Source organism: Streptomyces dioscori, from assembly GCF_003024195.1.
GTDB classification, from domain to species: Bacteria; Actinomycetota; Actinomycetes; order Streptomycetales; family Streptomycetaceae; genus Streptomyces; species Streptomyces dioscori.
On record NZ_KZ679039.1, the window covers coordinates 531,517 to 552,521 of the forward strand.

Annotated in this window: 10 protein-coding genes; 7 read left to right on the forward strand and 3 right to left on the reverse strand. The window is 68.9% G+C overall.

Features of this window, described 5'->3' with window-relative positions:
• The first annotated feature begins 43 nt into the window (after positions 1–43).
• Positions 44–949: a coiled-coil domain-containing protein gene (locus C6Y14_RS07045; RefSeq protein WP_107015623.1), complete on the forward strand. Its 906-nt coding sequence runs from the start codon at positions 44–46 to the stop codon at positions 947–949.
• Between the two features lie 243 nt (positions 950–1,192).
• Here the strand turns inward: C6Y14_RS07045 and C6Y14_RS07050 are convergent, their stop codons facing one another.
• Complete coding sequence (locus tag C6Y14_RS07050; RefSeq protein ID WP_107015839.1) at positions 1,193–2,770, reverse strand: sodium/solute symporter; 1,578 nt, start codon at positions 2,768–2,770, stop codon at positions 1,193–1,195.
• A gap of 26 nt (positions 2,771–2,796) precedes the next feature.
• Positions 2,797–3,267 (reverse strand): DUF485 domain-containing protein, encoded by a 471-nt coding sequence (locus tag C6Y14_RS07055; RefSeq protein WP_107015624.1) that lies wholly within the window; start codon positions 3,265–3,267, stop codon positions 2,797–2,799.
• Between the two features lie 404 nt (positions 3,268–3,671).
• Between C6Y14_RS07055 and C6Y14_RS07060 the strand changes: the two genes are divergently transcribed.
• The 4 genes from C6Y14_RS07060 to C6Y14_RS07075 all read left to right on the forward strand — a co-directional run bounded on the left by C6Y14_RS07060 (position 3,672) and on the right by C6Y14_RS07075 (position 15,147).
• Entirely contained in the window at positions 3,672–7,169 is a 3,498-nt protein-coding gene (locus tag C6Y14_RS07060) for a LamG-like jellyroll fold domain-containing protein (RefSeq protein ID WP_225890936.1), read from the forward strand.
• Between the two features lie 213 nt (positions 7,170–7,382).
• Positions 7,383–14,117 (forward strand): polymorphic toxin-type HINT domain-containing protein, encoded by a 6,735-nt coding sequence (locus tag C6Y14_RS07065; RefSeq protein ID WP_450152388.1) that lies wholly within the window; start codon positions 7,383–7,385, stop codon positions 14,115–14,117.
• A gap of 7 nt (positions 14,118–14,124) precedes the next feature.
• A complete protein-coding gene (locus C6Y14_RS07070; protein ID WP_159074188.1) occupies positions 14,125–14,607 on the forward strand; it encodes a hypothetical protein in 483 nt (160 codons plus the stop codon).
• A gap of 150 nt (positions 14,608–14,757) precedes the next feature.
• Positions 14,758–15,147 (forward strand): hypothetical protein, encoded by a 390-nt coding sequence (locus tag C6Y14_RS07075; protein ID WP_107015627.1) that lies wholly within the window; start codon positions 14,758–14,760, stop codon positions 15,145–15,147.
• A gap of 28 nt (positions 15,148–15,175) precedes the next feature.
• On the opposite strand, the gene C6Y14_RS07080 is transcribed toward C6Y14_RS07075, so the two are convergent.
• The gene (locus tag C6Y14_RS07080; protein ID WP_404828724.1) at positions 15,176–16,699 is read right to left on the reverse strand and encodes an MFS transporter; all 1,524 of its coding nucleotides are present in this window, start codon (positions 16,697–16,699) and stop codon (positions 15,176–15,178) included.
• 545 nt (positions 16,700–17,244) lie between these two features.
• Here C6Y14_RS07080 and C6Y14_RS07085 point away from each other — a divergent pair.
• Positions 17,245–18,033 (forward strand): ABC transporter ATP-binding protein, encoded by a 789-nt coding sequence (locus C6Y14_RS07085; RefSeq protein ID WP_107015628.1) that lies wholly within the window; start codon positions 17,245–17,247, stop codon positions 18,031–18,033.
• Positions 18,030–20,603 carry an ABC transporter permease gene (locus C6Y14_RS07090; RefSeq protein ID WP_107015629.1) on the forward strand — a complete coding sequence of 858 codons (2,574 nt, stop codon included), beginning with the start codon at positions 18,030–18,032 and terminating at the stop codon, positions 20,601–20,603. Before C6Y14_RS07085 ends, C6Y14_RS07090 begins: the two co-directional genes overlap by 4 nt.
• The last annotated feature ends 402 nt before the right edge of the window (positions 20,604–21,005 follow it).

Genomic DNA, 21,005 nt, shown 5'->3' on the forward strand with positions numbered 1-21,005 from the left:
TCGCGTTATGAACACTTCCGTCTGATCCACCAAGATGAGCGGCATGAGCAGCTCATCGGTGTCGTCGGTGTCCTCGGGCCCGTCCCAGTGCTTCGAGGCCGTACGGGGGCGGGGGTACCGCCCCGCCCAGGTCGACGCGTACGCCGCGGAGCTCTCGGCGGGGCGCGACGCCGCCTGGGAGCGGGCCGCGCGGCTGACCGTGCTCGCCAGGGAGATGGAGTCCGAGGCGCTGCGACTGCGCGAGGTCGTGGCATCGCTCGCCCCCCAGACGTACGAGACGCTGGGCGACCGGGCCCGGCGGCTCTTCGAGCTGGGCGAGGAGGAGGCCGCGGAACTGCGCGAGGACGCGGTGCGGCAGGCGCGCCGGACCGTGGACGAGGCGCGCGCGACGGCCGAACGGGTACGCGAGGCCGCGCGGGCGGACGCGGACGAGATGCGCGCCGAGGCCGACGAACGGGCCCGGCACCGGCTGCTGGCCGCGCAGGCCGAGGCCGACGAGATGCGGATCTCCGCGCGGCGCGAGGTGAAGGAAGGGCGCGGCGAGGCGCTCGCCGCGCTGCGCGAGACGCGGCGGCGCGGGGAGAGCCTCGTCGCCGAGCAGGAGAAGGAGCACGCCGAGCGCTGGGAGCGGGCCGGATGCGAGGCCGCCGAGCGGGAGGCCGCGTTCGACGCGCGCCACGAGGAGCTTGTCGCGCGCGCGGAGGCGGACGTGGCCGCGGCGGGGCGGGAGCTGGGCTCCGCGCAGGAGTCTGCGCGCCACCTCCAGGAGGACGCGGACGCCCGCGCGGCGGAACTCCTCGCGGAGGCCCGGATCCAGGAGGACCGGGTGGCCCGCGAGACGGAACGGGTCCTGCGGGAGCACGGCGAGCAGTGGGACGAGGTGCAGGCGCACATGGACCATGTCCGCAGCAGTCTCGCTGCGCTGACGGGGCGGGCGACGGCGGAGTAGTCCCTCGCGGGGGTGGTCGTGTGCGGGGTGGCGGGGGCGGGCCCAAAGGATTGCGCAGTTCCCCGCGCCCCTGAGGGTGCGGGCCGGTGGGGGTTGGCCGCGCAGTTCCCCGCGCCCCTGAAGGCGGGGCTTCGCCCTCGCCCCCTAGGGTCGCGGGGAACGGCGCGCTCAGCCCCCACCCACCCGCACACCCCTAGGGGCGCGGGGAACTGCGCAATCCTTTGGGCCCGCCCCCGCCGGAGGTCACTCCTTACGTGCGGCGCCCGCCAGGATCCAGCCCTCCACCGCCTCGTACCGGCGCCGGTGTTCCTCCCCCGCCCGCCGCCCCGAGGCGACCGTGCCGAGCCAGCCGAGGGCGAAGCCCAGGGGGATGGAGACGATGCCGGTCGTGGTGAACGGGAACCACGTGAAGTCGTGGTCCGGGAACGCCGAGATGGGCGACCCGGACACCAGATTCGTACCGGTCATCAGGATCAGCGTGCCGAGCGAGCCGCCGATGAGCGTGCACAGCAGCCCGCCCCGGGTGTACCGCCGCCAGAACAGGCTGTAGACCAGCGCGGGCGCGATCGCCGAGGCGCCCAGGCAGAACGACAGCGTGACCAGCGGCTGCAGGCTGTGGTGCTGGACGAGCGTGGCCAGCACGATCGCCGGAATGCCGACGGCCGCGGCCGACGCCCGCGCCAGTGTCATCTCGCGGCGCGGCGTGAGAGGTGCCTTGCGGTGCGCGAAGACGTCGTGGGCGAGGGAGTTGGCGCAGGCGAGGATCATGCCGGCGACGGAGGCGAGCAGCGTGAGGAAGAGCGCCGCGGTGACGGTGGTGAAGAGAAACGTCTCCGCGGTGGAGACGTCCGTCCCGAACGCGGCCCGGGAGCCCAGCAGATACGCCGTGTTGCCCTGCGGGTCCGCGCCGGCGATGGCCTCGCGCCCGATCAGTGCCGTCGCGCCGAAGCCGACGACCGTGATGACGAGGACGAACAGGGCCACGGCCGGTACCGCCCAGGACATCGAGCGGCGCACCTGACGGGCGCTGCCCGCCGTGTACATGCGCATGGTGATGTGCGGCAGACAGGCCCCGCCCAGTACCACCGTGAGCTGGGCGCTGATCATGTCGAGCCGTGGGCTGGGTCCGGTCGAGAACTGCAGGCCGGAGCTGAGGAAGGCGGACCCGGCCCCGCTGTTCTGCGCCGCCTGGCCGAAGAGGTCGCCCAGGCTCCAGTCGAACCTGTTGAGGATGAGCAGGGCGACGACGGCGCCGGAGCCGAGCAGCATCACGATCTTCAGGATCTGGATGAGCGCGGTGCCCTTCATACCGCCGATCGCCGCGTAGCTGATCATCAGGATGCCGAGGCCGATGATGCAGCCCGTCTTCAGGCCCTCGCTGGAGAAGCCGAGGATGAAGGCGAGCAGATCGCCGGTTCCGGCGAGTTGCACGAGCATCAGCGGGAGCAGTGCGGTCAGCGTCGCCGCGCACGCCGCGATCCGCACCGCCCGGCCGGGCATCCGCCGGGCCAGGGCGTCGCCCATGGTGAACCGGCCCGCGTTGCGCAGGGGTTCGGCCAGCAGGAACATCAGGAGCATGAGGGACAGGGCGGTGCTCAGGGCGAGTACGACCCCGTCGTGCCCGAAGAGCGCGATCACGCCGCCGGTGCCGAGGACGGTGGCGGCGGAGATGTAGTCACCGGCGATGGCGAGGCCGTTGCGCATGGGGGAGAGGCTGCCGTAGCCGGTGTAGAACTCGTCGAGGTCGTCGCGGTCGGGGCCGGTCATCACGCAGAGCAGCAGGGTGATGGTGGCCACGACGGTGAACGCCACCAGGGACATCGCCTGGGCGGAGTTGCTGAAGCCGGTCACCGGTGTGCCTCCGCGCGCTTGGTGTCCAGGTCGGCCTGTTTTCTGAGCCGCTCGGCGATCGGGTCGACGGTCCTGCGGGCGGTGTACTCGTACAGTCCGATCGCGGCGCCGGTGACGGGCACCTGGATCAGGCCGAGGAGCAGCCCGACGGTGAGGCCGTCGGTCACCTCGCTCGTCATCAGCGAGGGCGCGGTCGCCGACAGGACGAGGAACAGCGTGAAGTAGCCGAGCGCGGTCAGGGTCGCGACCCGCCGCTGCAGCCGGTACGCGGAACGCAGCACCCGGATGTCGCTGTGCTGTCCGAGCGCGCCGTGCCGGTGACGGTGCGGCCCGTCGGATCCGGGTTCCGGCTGCTGCTGCGACGGCGCCCAGGGGTAGGTGGAGTAGGACTGCGAGGAGTTGTACGGCGGTTGGTGGGGCGGACGGTGCGGTGGAACGGGATACGACGGGGACGTGTCGTAGGACATCCCGGTTCTCCTTGCGTGGCTCGGGTCCGATGTGGACCGCAGGGAGCGGGGGGTGGAGCGTGGACGCACGTTACTCGCAGGTAGCCGAGGGGCGCGAGGGTTTTGACAAACTGGCTGGTCGGTCTGTGGGTACTTCTGCGACCTGGGGTGTTACCCGAGTTAACTCACACTTTTGTGTCTTGAGTGACCACTTGTGATCTAAGTGTGAACAACTTGAGTGCGCAGGTGCCTGGTTGTGATCGATACTCTCCATTCGACCAAGAAATTCTCATTAAAAATTAAAGAACGCGGGGGGAAGAGTGCGGCGAACCAGTCGCAGAAGAACGCTGCGCGGAGCGATGACCGTCGTTTCCGCAGCGCTGACTTTGGCCGTTGTTCCGGTCGAAGCGACAACAACGGGGGCGGTGGCCGCGGACGGAGCGGCCGCTGGCGGGACGGCCGTTCGGGCAACGGCCGACGAGGTCGCGCGAGGCAAGGCGTTCTGGGAGGACGACGTCCTGCCTGTCGCAGGCGCCGAGCAGAAGGCGTCACAAGAGGCCGTCGGTTCGGGCAAGGCCGTCGAGGTGGGCGAGTTGACCACAGGGACCAGCCGCGTCGTCGCGAACCCCGACGGCACGTTCACGGCCGAGGCCGCGACATCGCCCGAGAGGGTGCGGAAGAACGGCCTGTGGACCGGGATCGACACCACCCTGGTCCAGCGGCCGGACGGCAGTCTCGTGCCACGTGCGGCGGAGGACGTCCGGCTGTCCGGTGGCGGGAAGGACGCACCGCTGGCTCGGCTGGTGACCGGCGACAAGGAGTACGCGGTCTCGTCCCCATGGACGCTGCCGAAACCGGAGGTCGACGGATCGTCGGCCGTCTATCGCTCGGTGCTCCCGGACGTGGACCTCGCTGTGCAGGCCCATCCGGACGGGTTCACGTACCACCTGGTGCTCCACTCGCGTGAGGCCGCGGCGAACCCGGCTCTGCAGAGGGTGGTGTTCCCGGTCGAGAGCCGCGGGCTGTCCGTGCGCGCGGACGGGACCGGCACGGCCACGTTCGTCGACGACGCCGGACACGCGGTCGTCTCCAGTGGCTCGGCGCTGATGTGGGATGCCGGCGGTCCCCGGACCACGGTCAGGACGACCGCTTCGAGTGCTGCGAGAAGCGCGGCGGCCGTCGCCGAGTCCCTCGGTGCGAGCGCCAGTTCCCGCACTGCCGTCATGGAGACGGACATGACCGACGACGCCCTGTCCATCGTTCCGGACCAGAAGTTCCTGGCCGACAGCACCACCACCTTTCCTGTCGTCCTCGACCCACCGGCGGTCAAGGCCAGCTTGACGAGCTGGACCACCCTGTGGTCCAGCTCACCCGGTACCAGCTTCTGGAAGACCAAGCACGCACTCGGCGTCGGCTACGACGCCTACGTGGACAACAAGAAGGCGCGCTCCCTCTTCCAGTTCGACACCCGCAAAGTGGCCGGCAAGAAGATCCTGGGCGCCACCTTCACGCCGTACGCGATCTGGTCCGCGAACTGCGACAAGAAGAACATCGACCTCTACCGCACGAGCAAGATCTCCGGATCCACGACGTGGAGCAACCCGCCGAAGTGGCACGCGAAGGTCGACACCGTCTCGGCGGCGAAGGGCCACTCGGCCAGCTGTCCCGACGGCGACATCGAGTTCGACGCCACGTCGGCCGTCGCGTACACCGCGAAGGCGAAGGACACGCTCACCACACTCGGGCTGCGCGCTGACGAAGGCGACCCGATCGCGTGGAAGCAGTTCATGTCCCCGCTCGACTCCGATGCCACGGCCTCCCGCAAGCCGCGCCTTTCGATCACCTACGTCACGCCGCCGAACGCCAAGCCGTCGGCCGTGAAGATGTCCGACCCGAAGGTCTCCTGCTCGGCTTCTTCCTCCCCGGCGCTGATCCGCGACAAGACACCCCGGCTGACCGCGACGCCGACGTCGAGCGATGCCTCCAACTCCTCGCTGCGCCCCAACTTCGAGCTCTACAAGGGCAGCAGCACGACGGAGACCTCGCTGAAGCCGTCCACCTGGACGGACAGTGGCACGGCGGGCACGGTTCCCACGGCGGCGTTGGACGACGGAGTCACCTACAAGTTCCGCGCCAGGACCGAGTACAAGTACACCTACAAGGGCGACACGCACTCCCTGTTCGGGCCGTGGTCGAGCCACTGCTACTTCAAGGTCGACTCCAAGGGCCCGCCGGCACCGAAGGTCAGTTCGAGCGTGTACCCGGAGTGCGCGGGCGCGACCTGCGACAGTGCCGACCCCGAGCGCGGCAGCGTCGGCATGACCGCCGCCTTCCAGGTGACGGGAGCGAGTGATGTGCGCCGGTACGACTGGTGGCTCAACGGCGTGAAGCTGGGCAGCAAGACCTTCACGGCCAACACCCCGGCGTACGAGATCGAGGCCGCGCCCGACAAGCGGCTGACCAACACACTGCGGGTGCAGACCTTCGACGGAGCGGGCAACGCGGGCGCCACCTACGACTACCTGTTCAAGGTGGCCAAGGGCTCGGATCCGGTGGCTGGATGGAAACTCGACGACGGGACCGGACAGACCGCGGAGGACAGCTCCGGCAAGGACAGGCCGCTGACGCTCAGCTCCTCGACGGCCTGGACCGACAGGGCCCGGCTCGGTGGTGGCCTGCGCGGCAACGGCAGCAGCGTCTCCGGTACCACTGCCACTTCCGTCCTCGACACCACGAACAGTTTCACCGTCTCCGCCTGGGCGCGGCTGACCGCGAAGAACCACATCTCCACCGTGGTCACCCAGAGCGGCTCGCGGGCGGGCAGCTTCCAGATCTACTACTCGCAGTCGCTGGACCGCTGGGTCTTCAACCGGTACTCGGCCGACGTCGACAGCCCGGTCATCACCCGCGCCCAGTCGACGAAACCGCCGGTCGTCGGTGCCTGGACCCATCTGATGGGCGTGTACGACCAGAACAGCAAGGAGATCCGGTTCTACGTCAACGGACGGCTCCAGGCGAGCACGGAGTTCACGACTCCGTGGGCGGCCAAGGGCTCGTTCGAGGTGGGCCGGATGAAGGCTGCCGGAGGCTTCACGGACTACTTCGAGGGCGACCTCGACCAGGTCCAGGCATGGAACCGGGTGGTCTTCGAGAACGAACTGGAACCCATCGCGAACGCCGAGAACCCCGCGACGGGCCACAGCGAGGCCGCCCTGCTCGCCAACTGGGCGCTCGACGAGGCCTCCGGCACCACCGCGGTGGACGCGTCCGGCCGCGGAAACGTGCTGCAACTGCAGACAGGGGCGGCCTTCGCTCCGACCGATGACCCGGCCCACGGCAGCGTTCTCGCGCTCGACGCGGACAAACTGGGGCGGGCCACCTCGCCCGTGGCACTCGACGAGTCGGGCAGCTACACGGTCGCCGGCTGGGTGAACATCGGTGACGGCGTTCTCGACGACACCACGACCGCGTACTCGCCGACCGTGTTCGCACATCCGGGGGCCCAGCGCAACTCCTTCCGGCTCTGGTACCGCCAGGAAGCGGGCGAGTCCGTCGGCGACTGGAACTTCGGGCGGTACGGAACGGACGTGGTCGGCGGACCTGCCGCTGCTGTGGCGTCGGACGAGGTCAACTCACCCGGCGGCTGGGTGCACGTCGTGGGCGTGTTCGACTCGGTGAACCGATCGGTCAAGCTCTACGTCTCCGGTCAGCGGCAGGGTGACGAGGACGGGGTCCTCAGCGAGGAGACGTTCCAGCCGACCGGCCCTCTGATGGTCGGCGGATCGCGCCGCCACGACAACGGCGAGTGGGGCAACGCCCTGCCCGGACAGCTCGACGACCTGAGGGTCTACGCCGGGGTGCTCTCCGAAGCAGAGATCACGCAACTGTCCACGGTGGACGAACCGCCGGTGCCGGTCGAGTAGCAACAGCGACCGCATCTGATCACTTCACGGTGGTGTGCGGGGCCGGGCGCCCCGCACACCCCGCTCTCAAGGTTTTCCCGGCGTCCTTCTCAGACGCCCTCTCTTCAGAATCCGGAGAACTCCCACGTGTTGTCCAAGCACAGCTCAGTGCTGCCCAGAAGATGGGCATGGGCCAGGGCAGGCCGTCGCCGGCTGACGGCTGTTGTCCTCCCTCTGTCCACTGTGGTCGTCGCCGGTCTGCTCAGCGCCGTGCCGGCGCAGGCCGCCGACGACCGCGAGCACAGCGCCCTGCAGAAGGCCAGATACGGCCGGGCAGAGCCCTTCGACCCCGAGTCCACCAAGCTCCACGATCCGACGGTGGCCGCCGCCCGAAAGACCCGGGCCAAGACCGAACGCACAGTGAAGTGGCCGACCGCGGCCGCCGTGAAGGTCGACATGCCCGAGGCGGCCCGGACGAAGCGGTCCGCCGCCGCGGGCGACGCCACCGGCAAAGCCGAAGTGCGCATACTCGGCCGCGGCACCACCACAGAACTCGGCATCGAGGGACTCGTCTTCGCGGTCTCCGGAATCAGCGAAGGCAAGGCCGCCACCACGGTCGACTACAGCTCCTTCGCCGACGCGTACAGCGGTAACTGGTCCTCCAGACTGCGGCTGGTCCGGCTGCCCGAGTGCGCCCTCACCACCCCGGAGAAGGCGGCCTGCCGCAAGACCGAACCGGTCGCCTCGGAGAACGACGCCGAGAACGAGACGGTGACCGCGCAGGTCACCGCCCCGAAGTCCGCTCGTACCGTCCTCGCGCTGTCCGCCGCCGCGTCCTCCGACCAGGGCAGCTACGAGGCCACCCCGCTGGCGGCTTCCTCCACCTGGTCGGCCGGAGGTTCGAACGGTGACTTCACCTGGAACTATCCGCTGGAGGCCCCGCCCACTCCGGCGGGACCGTCGCCGAACCTGTCCATCGGCTACTCCGCGCAGAGTGTGGACGGCCGCACCTCCTCCACCTCCGCGCAGCCGTCCTGGGCAGGCGAGGGCTTCGACCTCCCCGTGTCCTACGTCGAGCGCGCGTACGGCAGTTGTGAGGACGACGGCCAGGACAAGAAGTACGACCAGTGCTGGAAGGAGGACAACGCCTCCCTCGTCCTCAACGGCAAATCGACGCCGCTCGTGAAGGAGGACGGCAAGTGGCGGCCCAAGAGCGACGACGGCGAGCGCGTCGCCCATGACACCGGCGCCGTCAACGGCGACGACGGGGACACCGGCGACAAGGGCGAGTTCTGGACGGTCACCTCGACCGACGGAACGCAGTATGTCTTCGGCAAGAACCGTCTGCCCGGCTGGAGCTCCGGCAAGGCCGAGACCAATTCGGTGTGGACCGCCCCGGTGTACGGCGACGACTCCGGTGAGCCCGGCTACTCCTCCGGTGACGCCTTCTCGGGGCGAGCCAAGACACAGGCCTGGCGCTGGAACCTCGACTACGTCGTGGATCCGCACGGCAACGTGATGACGTACTGGTACGAGAAGGAACTGAACCACTACGCCAAGAACGGCTCCACCGGCAAGGGCACCGAGTACGTCCGGGGCGGCTGGCTCAAGCGCATCGACTACGGCCAGCGCACCGACACGGTCTACTCGACGACCCAGCCGGCCGCCGCCCGCGTGAAGTTCACGGTCGCCGAGCGTTGCGTCCCGGTGTCCGGCGGCGAGACCTGCGGCTCGCTGACCTCCGCCAACCGCAACGCCTGGCCGGACGTCCCGTTCGACCAGATCTGCAAGGCGGACACCACCTGCACCGACCAGCCCAGCCCCTCATTCTTCAGCCGCAAGCGGCTGACCGACATCACCACCCAGGTGTACGACGGCTCCGGCACCGGCGCGGACACCGACTACCGCAGCGTCAATGCCTGGCACCTGGACCAGTCGTTCCCCGACCCCGGGGACGGATCGGACGCGGGCCTGTGGCTGGAATCGATCCAGCGAACGGGCAAGGCGGGCACGGACGCCTCCCTGCCCGCGGTGAAGTTCAGCGGCGTCCAGCTGCACAACCGTGTGGACAGGACGGGTGATGACGTCGCGCCCTTCATCAAGTGGCGTGTGCGCACGGTCGTTTCGGAGACCGGCTCCAAACTGACGGTGAACTACTCCAAGGAGGACTGCGTCGCAGGCAGCGACGTCCCCTCCAAACTGGACGCGAACACCCGACGCTGCTACCCGGTGAAGTGGATCCCGCCGTCCAACCCCACCCCCGGCACGGACCCCCAGCCGCGCACCGACTGGTTCCACAAGTACGTCGTCACGCAGGTCACGGAGTCCGACCCGACCGGTGACGCCCCGCTGAAGCAGACGGACTACACGTACTCGGGCGGCGGCGCTTGGGCGTACGACGACGAGTCGCCGATCACCCCGGCCAAGTACCGGACGTGGGGCATCTGGCGCGGCTACCAGAAGGTGACGACGACGACCGGGGAACCCTCGGGCACCCGGTCGAGGACGACCACCCTCTACTACCGCGGCATGGACGGCGACAAGCAGTCCGACGGCAGCACCCGCAAGGAGACCGTCACCGACTCCAAGGGCGTCGCGAAGACGGACTCGGAGCAGTACGCGGGGCAGGCGCGGGAGCAGATCACCTACAACGGAGTGGACGGCGGCGAGGTGACCGCGACCCTCAGCACGCCGTGGTCCCGCACCACCGCCACCGACAAGCATTCCTACGGAACCGTCAACGCGTACATGGTCCGCACCGGTTCCTCGGTCACCCGCACCGCGCTCTCGGGCGGCGGCGAACTGACGGCCACCAAGGCGACGACGTACGACCCGACCAGCGGCCTGCCGCTGAAGGAGGAGACGGACGCGGCGGGGGAGAAGGACTGCACGGTCACGGAGTACGCGGCCAACACGACGGACTGGATCCTGTCGCCGCCCGAGCGGGTGGAGAAGGTGTCCACCGGATGCGACGCGACGCCGAAGCGGACGGGGGACCCGAAGACCACGGATGTGATCTCGGACGTGCGGACCTCCTACGACGACCAGGCCCACGGGAAGGCGCCCACGAAGGGTGACGCGACCAAGGTGGAGCGCGTCGTCGGCTACAACGGTGCCACGGCCCAGCTGCAGACCGTCAGCGACACCAAGTACGACGCGCTCGGCCGGGTCACCGACGTCCACGACACCAGGGGCGTTCGTGTCGCACACACCGAGTACACCCCGGCCGGGGGCGGTCCGCTGACCAGGACCGTCGAGACCAACGCGCTCGACCACGCCACCATCACGGAGTACGCCCCCGACTGGGGCGTGCGCACCGCCACGATCGACCCCAACGACAATCGCACGGAGCTCGCGTACGACAGTTTCGGACAACTCACCGACGTGTGGCTCGCCGACCGGGACCGGGACGCGCAGCAGACGCCGAGTTACAAGTTCCGGTACAAGGTGCAGAACACCGCGGCATCGTGGGTGGCCACGCACTCGCTCAACAATGACGGGACGAGCTACCAGACCTCGTACCAGATCTACGACGCCCTGCTCAGGCCCCGTCAGACGCAGTCGCCCGACGCGAGCGGCACCGGCCGGATCGTGACGGAGACCAAGTACGACACGCGAGGCCTGGCGTTCGAGACCGCGGCCGACTACGTCGACACCACCGGTCCGTCCGGCAAGCTCGCCACACTGCTCACCTCGGCACCGGCCGGCACCGAGACGACATTTGACGGCGCGGGCCGGGTGACCGTCGAGAAGGTGCTCACCAACGGCAAGGAGTTCTCGCGCACCAAGCACACCTACGACGGTGATTCCACGCTGGTGGAGCCGCCCGCCGGGGCTCCCGCCGTCCGGGAGAAGGTCGACACCCGGGGCCGTACGGTCGAGAAGCTGGAGTACGACGGCAACGCGGTGAGCAGCCGGTTCACGCGCCTGACCTACGGCTACGACCACGCGGGACGGCTCACCCAGGTCAAGGACGACGACTCCAACACCTGGACGTACGGCTACGACTTCCTGGGGCGCAGGACCGATACCGGCGATCCCGACGCCGGCGCGAGTTCCGTCGACTACGACGAGCTGGACCAGGTCGTCGGTACGACGGACGCCAGGAAGAAGACACTCGGCTACACCTACGACCCGCTCGGCCGCACCACCGGCCAGCTGGACGGTGGGGTCCCCGTCGTCGACGGGAAGCCGGCGCCCGAGGACGCCAAGTATCTGGCGCGCTGGACGTACGACACCATCGCCAAGGGACAGCCGACCTCCGCCATCCGTTACGTGGGCGGCAAGGGCGGCAGCGTCTACGCGAAAACCAATGCCAAGTACGACAAGCTCTACCGCCTGCTGAGCGAGCAGTACACGGTCAGCAAGACCGAGGGGGCCCTGGCGGGCGCCACCGGTGTGTGGACCATCGCGAACGCCTACAACATCGACGGCACCCTGCAGAAGCGGACCATCCCCGCGATGGGCGGACTGGGCCAGGAGGTCCTGGAGTACGGCTACACAGGGCAGCGGCAGCCGGACACGCTCAAGGGTCTGACGGGCATCGTCCAGAACACCGACTACCTGCCCGCAGGCGAGCAGATCCGGGTCACCCTCGGAGTCTCGTCCTCCGCGAACTGGACGGAGATCAACCGGAGTTATCAGGACGGAACCAAGCGCCTCGCGCGGCAGAACGTCGTCTCCGAGTCGCACACGGGAACGGACGCCGACGTCCACTACCGCTACGACCTCGCCGGGAACCCCGTCGAGATCGAGGACAGGGCCGTCAGTCCCACCGACCGGCAGTGCTTCACCTACGACGGACACCGCCGTCTGAAGTCCGCCTGGACGACGACCATCGACTGCGCCACCGAGCCGGCCAAGGCCAACGTGGGCGGACCGGGACGGTACTGGCAGTCGTTCACCTACGACAGCGCGGGCAACCGCGAGACGGCCACGGACCAGGTCACCGGCGCCACCACCTCGTACACCTACAGGACTCCCGCCCAACCGCGTCCGCACGCCCTCGCGTCCACCGAGACCAAGAAGGCCGACGGCACGATCGCCGGCAGCACCGGCTACACCTACGACCAGGCAGGCAACACCGATACCCGCACGATCGGCGGAGAGACGCAGGATCTCGACTGGAACACGGAGGGTCGGCTCGAAAAGGTCACCGAGGCCGACAGGACGACCACCGAGTTCCTCAACGACGCCGACGGCAGCCGGCTCATTCGGCGGGACGGCACCGGTACCACGCTCTACCTGGGGGAGACCGAGCTGCGGCTCGGCAGAACGAGCGGCAAGGTCGAGGCGACGCGTTACTACAGCCACGGCGGCCAGACCGTCGCGGTACGCACGGCGGCCGCGCTGACGTGGGTCTCGAGCGACCACAACGGAACGGCGACCGTGCAGGTCGACGCAGCCACCCAGGCCGTCACCCGGCGTCAGATGACACCGTTCGGCGAGGACAGGGGGCAGGCTGCCGGTGCTTGGGTCGGCGAGCGTGGCTTCGTCGGCGGAACCGAGGACCCCACCGGACTCACCCACCTCGGCGCGCGTGAGTACGACGCGTCCACCGGGCGTTTCGTCAGCGTCGACCCGGTGGCCGACCTCACCGATCCGCAACAGATCAACGGTTATGCCTACAGCAACAACAACCCGGTGACCTTCGCGGACCCGGACGGCAAGTTCTTCGGTGCGCTCGTGGCCCTGATCCAAGCCATCGTCCGGGCTGTCGTCGCGGTGATGAACTACCTGCGGTGGCGGTCGAGTCAGAGCTCCAACTCGGGCGGCATGTCCACCATGGGCAGCGCCAACTACGCCTCGGCGTCCAGCGGCGCCGACTCCTGCCCGCTCGTGAAGCGGAATTACGGCATCTGTGACAGTCAGGAGCCGGAGGACCCACGGGCGGAAGGCAGCTTCAAGGACATTTTGGGCGGCATCGGAGACGCCATCACCGAGAGCCTGGACGGGCTCGAGTACGCCACCGAACCGTGGTGCTGGGGCGGCGGCGGCAACTGCGGTGTCAACGACGACTACAAGGAGTTCACCGAGAATCAGGGCGTCGACTCCAACAGCAAGAACTACGACGCGGGCAAGGACTTCACCGAGGCGGCCTCGCTCTTCGGTGCCGGCGGGATCAGGACGTTCCTGAAGAACCTGTTCAAGAAGAACAAGCCTTCGGCGCCGAAGCCCAAGGCTGACTGCACCCAGTGCTTCCTCGCGGGTACGGATGTCGAGATGGCCGACGGTTCGACCAAGGACATCGAGGACGTCGAGATCGGCGACGAGGTCCTCGCCACTGATCCGGAAACCGGCGAGACGGGTTCCCGGAGGGTCGTCCGGCTGATCGTCACCGAGGAGGACAAGCACTTCAACGAACTGTCCATAGCGACCGACGACGGCGTCGAGCACCTGACGGCGACCTTCGAGCACCCCTTCTGGTCACCGTCCCAGCAGGACTGGGTCGACGCCGGAGACCTCGGCCCGGGGACGACCCTGCGCACCGACGAGGGCGACACCGTCACCGTCACGGCCAACCGCGCGTACACGGATCACGCCCGCACCTACAATCTCACCGTCGCCGACCTGCACACGTACTATGTGCTGGCCGGTTCGACCCCGGTTCTCGTCCACAACAGCGGTGGCTGCCTTCCCGCACTCCGGAACTGGAACAGCAAACAGTTCAAGTTCGCGAACGAGACCTTCCTTCTCGACAAGAAGGGAATGCAGCACATCCTCACGCGTCACCACCCGAAGTACTGGGACGGCTCGACGAAGAAGCAGCAGTCGTTCTTCGATTCGAAGATGAGCGTAGGCGATGTGCAGGGTGCGATCGGCCAGGTGATGAAGCAGAACCGGGACAGGCTGCTGGAGAAGGGCAGCAAGGGCATGTACCAGATGACCGGAAAGGTCGACGGGGTCGACTACGTACTCGGAATGAACAAGGGCCGGGTCGGTCAGTTCTACCCGGTCCTCGACGAGTGACCGACGAATGACCGACGACTCACCAGTGACCGACCAGGGAATACAAGCGATGATCGAGATCGACACGTTTCTGAGAGGCGCCGACGGCGGTTTCGTGCCGGTGGCCTCCTGCACCTCGGCGCCTGCGGACCTCGACTATGTCGAGGGTGCCATTCGGCTGACCGTCGACGGACAGGAGGTCATCGGACTGGAGGAATGGGATTACGTCGACCAGCTGTGGGCCTACATCGCCGACATGGTGACGCAGCTGCATTCCTCCGGCCACGCGCAGACCCATTTCCCCGACCAGCCGATCAAGCTGTCCTTCGAGACCACGGGAACCCGCGTCCTGGTGACGGTGAAGGCAGGTGCGGAGACAAAGAGGGCGAGCGCGCCGGCCGAGGAGTTCGTACGCGCACTGAAGAAGGCCGGCCTGGTCTTCTTCGGGAAAATGAACGAACTGGCGCCGGGCGTTTCCCACCACGAGGCGGTACGGGCACTTTCGGCCTAGTCCGCGATACGAGCGGATGTCCCGTCGGCGTCGAGTCGATCGAACAACTCGACGCCGGCGGGACTCGGTGTGGCGCACCCACGACGCCGGCACCTGGGCGGCAGTACGGATGGTGCCGGCCAGGGAAATTCCTGATCAGAACGGAGAGCAATGAGTGGTACGACGGATCTCGTGATGCCGTGGCAGGTGCGCTCGGCCCAACTGTTCCTCTTCGCGTCGGCGTTCGCGGGGCTGGTCGTCATGCTCGCCTTGTCCGGCGGGCTGTCGTCCTACGGGGTGGGTGACATGATCGCGCCGTGGTTCCTGGTCTGGGTGTGCGCCTTGCTCGCGCTGACCTATGACGGCGGCGCGCGCAACGGCACCCGGCTCACGACGTTCGTCGTCATGCTGTTCGTCGTCCTGGGGTCGTTCAACCAGGCCTTCGGCGCCACGGCGCCCGGGGATTTCCTGGACGCCGCCGTGCGCATCGCGCTCGGACTGCCCGTGATGGTGCTGCTGTTCCTGCCGGAGACCACGGCCTGGTTCGACCGGGAGAAGTGACCCGCGATCCCGGAACGCCGGCTGACCCTCAGTCCCCGGGGTTCTGCAGCACCGGGAAGCGGCGCGGGGCCACGAACAGCAGGACCAGGAAGGCGAGTGCCGCCGCGCCGGCCGCGCCGAAGTAGACGGCGTGCACCGCCTCGGCGACCGCCCGGCGTACGTGCTCCGCCGGCGCCCCCGACTCCAGGGACGCGGTCACCGAGTCCAGGTCGCCCGCGCCGCCCAGCCTCGCGGCCAGTACGCCGTTGGCGACCGCGCCGAAGAGCGCGGCGCCGACCGTCTGGCCGGTCTGCCGGCAGAAGAGGACGGACGCGGTGGTCGTGCCGCGTTCCGCCCAGTCGACCGTCGACTGCACCCCGATGAGCAGGGGCAGCTGGAAGAGGCCGAGCGCCCCGCCGAGCAGGAGCATCAGGGCGGCGGGCTGCCAGGCCGCGCCGGGATACGGCAGGAACGGGAAGGCGAACAGGATCAGTGTGGCCGTGCCGATGCCGAGCATGGCCGTGCTGCGGAAGCCGATGCGCCGGTACACGTGCTGGCTGAGCGCCGCCGACACCGGCCAGCTCAACGTCCAGACGGAGAGCACGAATCCGGCGGCGACGGGGGTGAGCCCCAGCACCGACTGCGCGTACGTGGGCAGGAAGACGGTCGGGGCGACCATGAGCAGGCCCAGCGCGCCGAGCGCCAGGTTCACGGCGGCGATGGTGCGGCGGCGCCAGACCCAGCCGGGGATGATCGGTTCGGCCGCCCGGCGTTCGACCAGTACGAGCACGCCGATGAGCCCGGCTCCCGTACCGAACAGCGCCATCGAGGGCGCCGACAGCCACGGCCAGGCCACCCCGCCCTGCACCAGGGCCGTCAGGAGCACGCCGCCGCAGGCGAACACGGTGAGCGCGCCCGCCCAGTCGATGCGCGGGCGGCGCGCGGGGGCGGCCCGCTGGGGCTCGTGGAGGTGGCGGACCAGCAGCCACAGGGCGACCGCGCCGAGCGGCAGGTTGATGAGGAAGATCCAGCGCCAGTCGGCGTACGAGGCGAGCAGTCCGCCGATCGCCGGGCCCGCGATCGCCGAGGTGGCCCACACCGTGGACAGCTTCGCCTGTATCTTCGGGCGCTGCTTCAGCGGGTAGAGGTCGGCGGCGAGCGTCTGGACCGTCCCCTGGAGGGCGCCGCCGCCGAGTCCCTGGACGATCCGGAACGCGATCAGCGCGGCCATGTTCCAGGCGAGCGCGCACAGCAGGGAGCCGAGCAGGAAGAGGATCGAACCGGCGATCAGGACCGGCTTGCGGCCGAAGGTGTCGGAGAGCTTCCCGTAGACGGGCAGGGTGACGGTCACCGCGAGCAGGTAGCCGGAGAACAGCCACGAGAAGACGGAGAAGCCGCCGAGGTCGCCGACGATCTGCGGAACGGCGGTTGACACGATCGTCGAGTCGAGCGCGGCCAGCCCCATGCAGAGCATGAGGGAGGCGACGACGGCCCGGCGGTTCCTGGCCCCGGCCCGCGCCGCGGCGGGCCCGTCCTCCGTGACGGCCGGTATCTCGGTGTCCCCCTGGCCCACAGGATTCCTTCCCCTTGCACCTATCTGCCGTGGCCACTCTCCCACTTGAGCCTCACGTCGCGGGAGGGCGGATGCTCCGAGGGCCGGAAGGTGGAGGCATCCCTGAGGGGGACTCCACCGACGGGTGGACAGCCCCTAGGGGAACCTCCGTACTACGGCTCGGGGAGGGTTCGTCCCGGCGGAGGACGAGACGGTACGGGTGTCGTCCTTAACCTGGCTTTATGCCGCTGAGGGGGGGGCTGAGGGCGGTGCTCAGGGCGGTGTCCCGCACCTTCGGGGGTGGGGTTTTCCCCCGTACAAGACTGCGCTGGGCACCAGCGCGGGGGACCACCCTCGACCACCAGACTTATGGCTGTGACCGGGCGGCGTGACCGCACCGCCGCACCGCACGACGTACTCGCAGGGCTCGACCGCACGACCTACTCGCAGAGCTCGACCGCACGGCGCACCAGCAGGGCTCGACCGCTCGACGCGGGCCACCGCAGACACTCAAGACAACCGCAGACCGTCGCTGACCTGTCAGTGGCCGACTTAGGAGACATACCGTGACATCGGCTGTAACCATTCCCAGGCACGGGGGCACTGGAGAGCGTACGGCCGTTGCCGCGCGGGCACGGCAGGTCGTCAAGGCGTACGGGTCCGGTGAGACCCGTGTCGTCGCCCTGGACCAGGTCGACGTGGACATCGCACGGGGCAGGTTCACCGCGATCATGGGCCCCTCGGGGTCCGGCAAGTCCACCCTGATGCACTGCCTCGCCGGCCTCGACACCGTCTCCTCCGGGCAGATCTACCTGGACGAGACCGAGATCACGAAGCTCAAGGACAAGAAGCTCACGCAGCTGCGCCGGGACCGGATCGGCTTCATCTTCCAGGCGTTCAACCTGCTGCCGACGCTGAGCGCCCTGGAGAACATCACGCTCCCGATGGACATCGCGGGCCGCAAGCCGGACAAGGCCTGGCTGGCCCAGGTCGTCGAGACGGTCGGGCTCGCCTCCCGGCTGAAGCACCGGCCCAACCAGCTCTCCGGCGGCCAGCAGCAGCGCGTCGCCGTGGCCCGCGCCCTGGCCGCCCGGCCCGAGATCATCTTCGGTGACGAGCCCACCGGGAACCTCGACTCCCGCGCCGGCGCCGAGGTACTGGGCTTCCTGCGCCGCTCGGTCGACGAACTCGGCCAGACCATCGTGATGGTGACGCACGACCCCGTCGCCGCCTCCTACGCGGACCGCGTGCTGTACCTGGCCGACGGCCGGATCGTCGACGAGATGCTCCGGCCGACCGCCGACGCCGTTCTCGACCGCATGAAGGACTTCGACGCCCGGGGGCGCACGTCATGACCGTCTTCAAGACCTCGATGCGCAACTTCTTCGCGCACAAGGGACGCATGGCCCTCTCGGCCGTCGCCGTCCTGCTGTCGGTGGCGTTCGTGTGCGGCACGCTCGTCTTCACCGACACCATGAACACCACCTTCGACAAGCTCTTCGCGACGACCTCGCCCGACGTCACGGTCTCCCCGAAGGGGGCCGAGGCCGACGACACCCCGCAGAACGGCAGGCCGGAATCGATGCCCGCCTCGGCCGTCGAGCGGGCGGGGAAGGCGGCGGGCGCCAAGTCCGCCGAGGGCGCCGTCAGTTCGATGAACGTGACCGTCGTCAACAGCGACAACAAGAACATGGGGTCCAGCACGGGCGCCCCGACGATCGCGGGCAACTGGACGAAGAACGACCTGCGTTCGATGGAGATCACCTCCGGGCACGCCCCGCGCGGACCCACCGAGGTGATGGTCGACGCCGACACCGCGGACAAGCACCACCTCAAGATGGGTGACGAGCTGCGCACCATAGCCGTCACCGGTGACTTCAAGGCGAAGATCGTCGGGATCGCCACCTTCAAGATCACCAACCCCGGTGCCGCCGTCGTCTACTACGACACCGCCACCGCGCAGCGCGAACTGCTGGGCGCCACCGGCCGGTTCACCCACATCAACGTCACGGCCGCCACCGGGGTGACGGACGCCCAGCTCAAGCAGAACGTGTCGAAGCAGCTCACCGCGGCCGACGGGACGTTCAAGATCCAGACGCAGAAGGAGTACTCGGACGAGAGCCGCGAAGGCATCGGCGAGTTCATGAACGTCATCAAGTACGCCATGCTCGGCTTCGCCGGAATCGCCTTCCTCGTGGGCATCTTCCTCATCATCAACACCTTCTCGATGCTGGTCGCCCAGCGCACCCGGGAGATCGGCCTCATGCGAGCCATCGGCTCCTCCCGCAAGCAGGTCAACCGGTCCGTGCTCATCGAGGCGCTGTTCCTCGGCGTCGTGGGCTCGATCCTGGGCGTCGCCGCCGGCGTAGGCATCGCGGTCGGCCTCATGAAGCTCATGTCGATGGCGGGCATGAACCTCTCCACGGACGACCTGACCGTGAAGGCCACCACCCCGGTCATCGGCCTGGTCCTCGGCGTCGTCGTCACCGTCCTCGCCGCCTACCTGCCCGCCCGCCGGGCCGGCAAGGTCTCCCCGATGGCCGCACTGCGCGACGCCGGTACGCCGGCCGACGGCAAGGCCGGCTGGATCCGCGGCATCATCGGCCTGCTCCTCACGGGTGCCGGCGGCGCCGCCCTCTACACGGCGGCCGGCGCCGACAAGGCGAGCGACGGCGCATCGATGCTCGGCATCGGTGTGGTGCTCTCGCTGATCGGGTTCGTCATCATCGGCCCGCTGCTCGCCGGCGGTGTCGTCCGGACCCTCAGCGCGGTCCTGCTGCGCGGCTTCGGCCCCGTCGGCCGCCTGGCGGAACGCAACGCCCTGCGCAATCCGCGCCGCACCGGCGCCACCGGAGCGGCCCTGATGATCGGCCTCGCGCTGGTCGCCTGCCTCTCCGTGGTCGGCTCCTCGATGGTCGCCTCCGCGACGGAGGAACTCGACAAGTCGGTCGGCACGGACTTCATCGTCCAGGGCAACCAGCGGATCGTCCCGCAGGCCCAGAAGGCCATCGAGGACACACCCGGCCTGGAGCACGTCACCAGCTACAAGATCGTCGAGGCGAAGCTGACCTCGCCCGACGGGAAGACCGAGGACACCGACGTCACGGCCGCGGACCCGACGTACGCCAGTGACCTGCGCCGCGAGACGCTCTCCGGCGACCTGGCGGCGGCGTACGGCAAGAACGCGATGTCGGTCGGCTCCCTCTACGCCGAGAAGCACGGCGTCGAGGTCGGCGACACGATGACCGTCGCCTTCAAGGGCGGACAGACCGCCAAGCTGAAGGTCGCGGCGATCACCAACGACGACACGGCCCTCGACAAGGGTTCGCGCTACCTGAACATCACCACGCTGAAGAGTTACGTCCCGGCCGACAAGATGCCGCCGAACGACATGATGTTCGCCACCGCCAAGGACGGCCAGGAGAAGACGGCGTACGCGTCGCTGAAGAAGTCCCTGGACGCGTACCCGCAGTACCAGGTCCGTGACCAGACCGACTACAAGCAGCAGCTCAAGGACCAGATCGGCCAGCTCCTGAACATGGTCTACGGCCTGCTCGCCCTCGCGATCGTCGTGGCGGTCCTGGGAGTCGTGAACACGCTGGCCCTCTCGGTCGTCGAGCGGACCCGCGAGATCGGCCTGATGCGTGCCATCGGGCTCTCCCGCCGGCAGCTGCGCCGCATGATCCGCCTGGAGTCGGTCGTCATCGCCCTCTTCGGAGCGCTGCTCGGTCTCGGCCTGGGCATGGGCTGGGGCGCAACGGCCCAGAAGCTCCTGGCCCTGGAGGGCCTGAAGGTCCTCGACATCCCCTGGCCGACGATCATCGGAGTCTTCATCGGCTCGGCGTTCGTGGGGTTGTTCGCGGCGCTGGTCCCCGCGTTCAGGGCGGGGCGGATGAATGTCCTGAACGCCATCGCGACGGATTAGCTGCCGCCGGCTGAGGGAACGGGGGGAGCCCGGTGCCGTCGAGTCCTCGGACTCGGGGGCACCGGGCTTTTTGGTGTGGTGCGGCCGGGTGGGGGCGGGTCCAAAAGATTGCGCAGTTCCCCGCGCCCCTCGAAGACGGGTGCGGGCCGAATGTGGCTGGCCGCGCAGTTCCCCGCGCCCCTCGGTACCTAGGGGCGCGGGGAACTGCGCAAAGGGGGGCGAGGGGGCGCAGCCCCCATGCGGTGACGATGGGGGTCCCCCCGGTCGAGCGAAGCCGAGACTGGGGGAGGGTAGGGGCGGCGGGGGCGAGGGGTCGTCCGTCGTCCACAGGGGCGGGCGGGGAGGACCCCGGCGTCGTACCCTGGACACCCCCGGCCCGTCAGACGTGTCGGGCACCTCGCG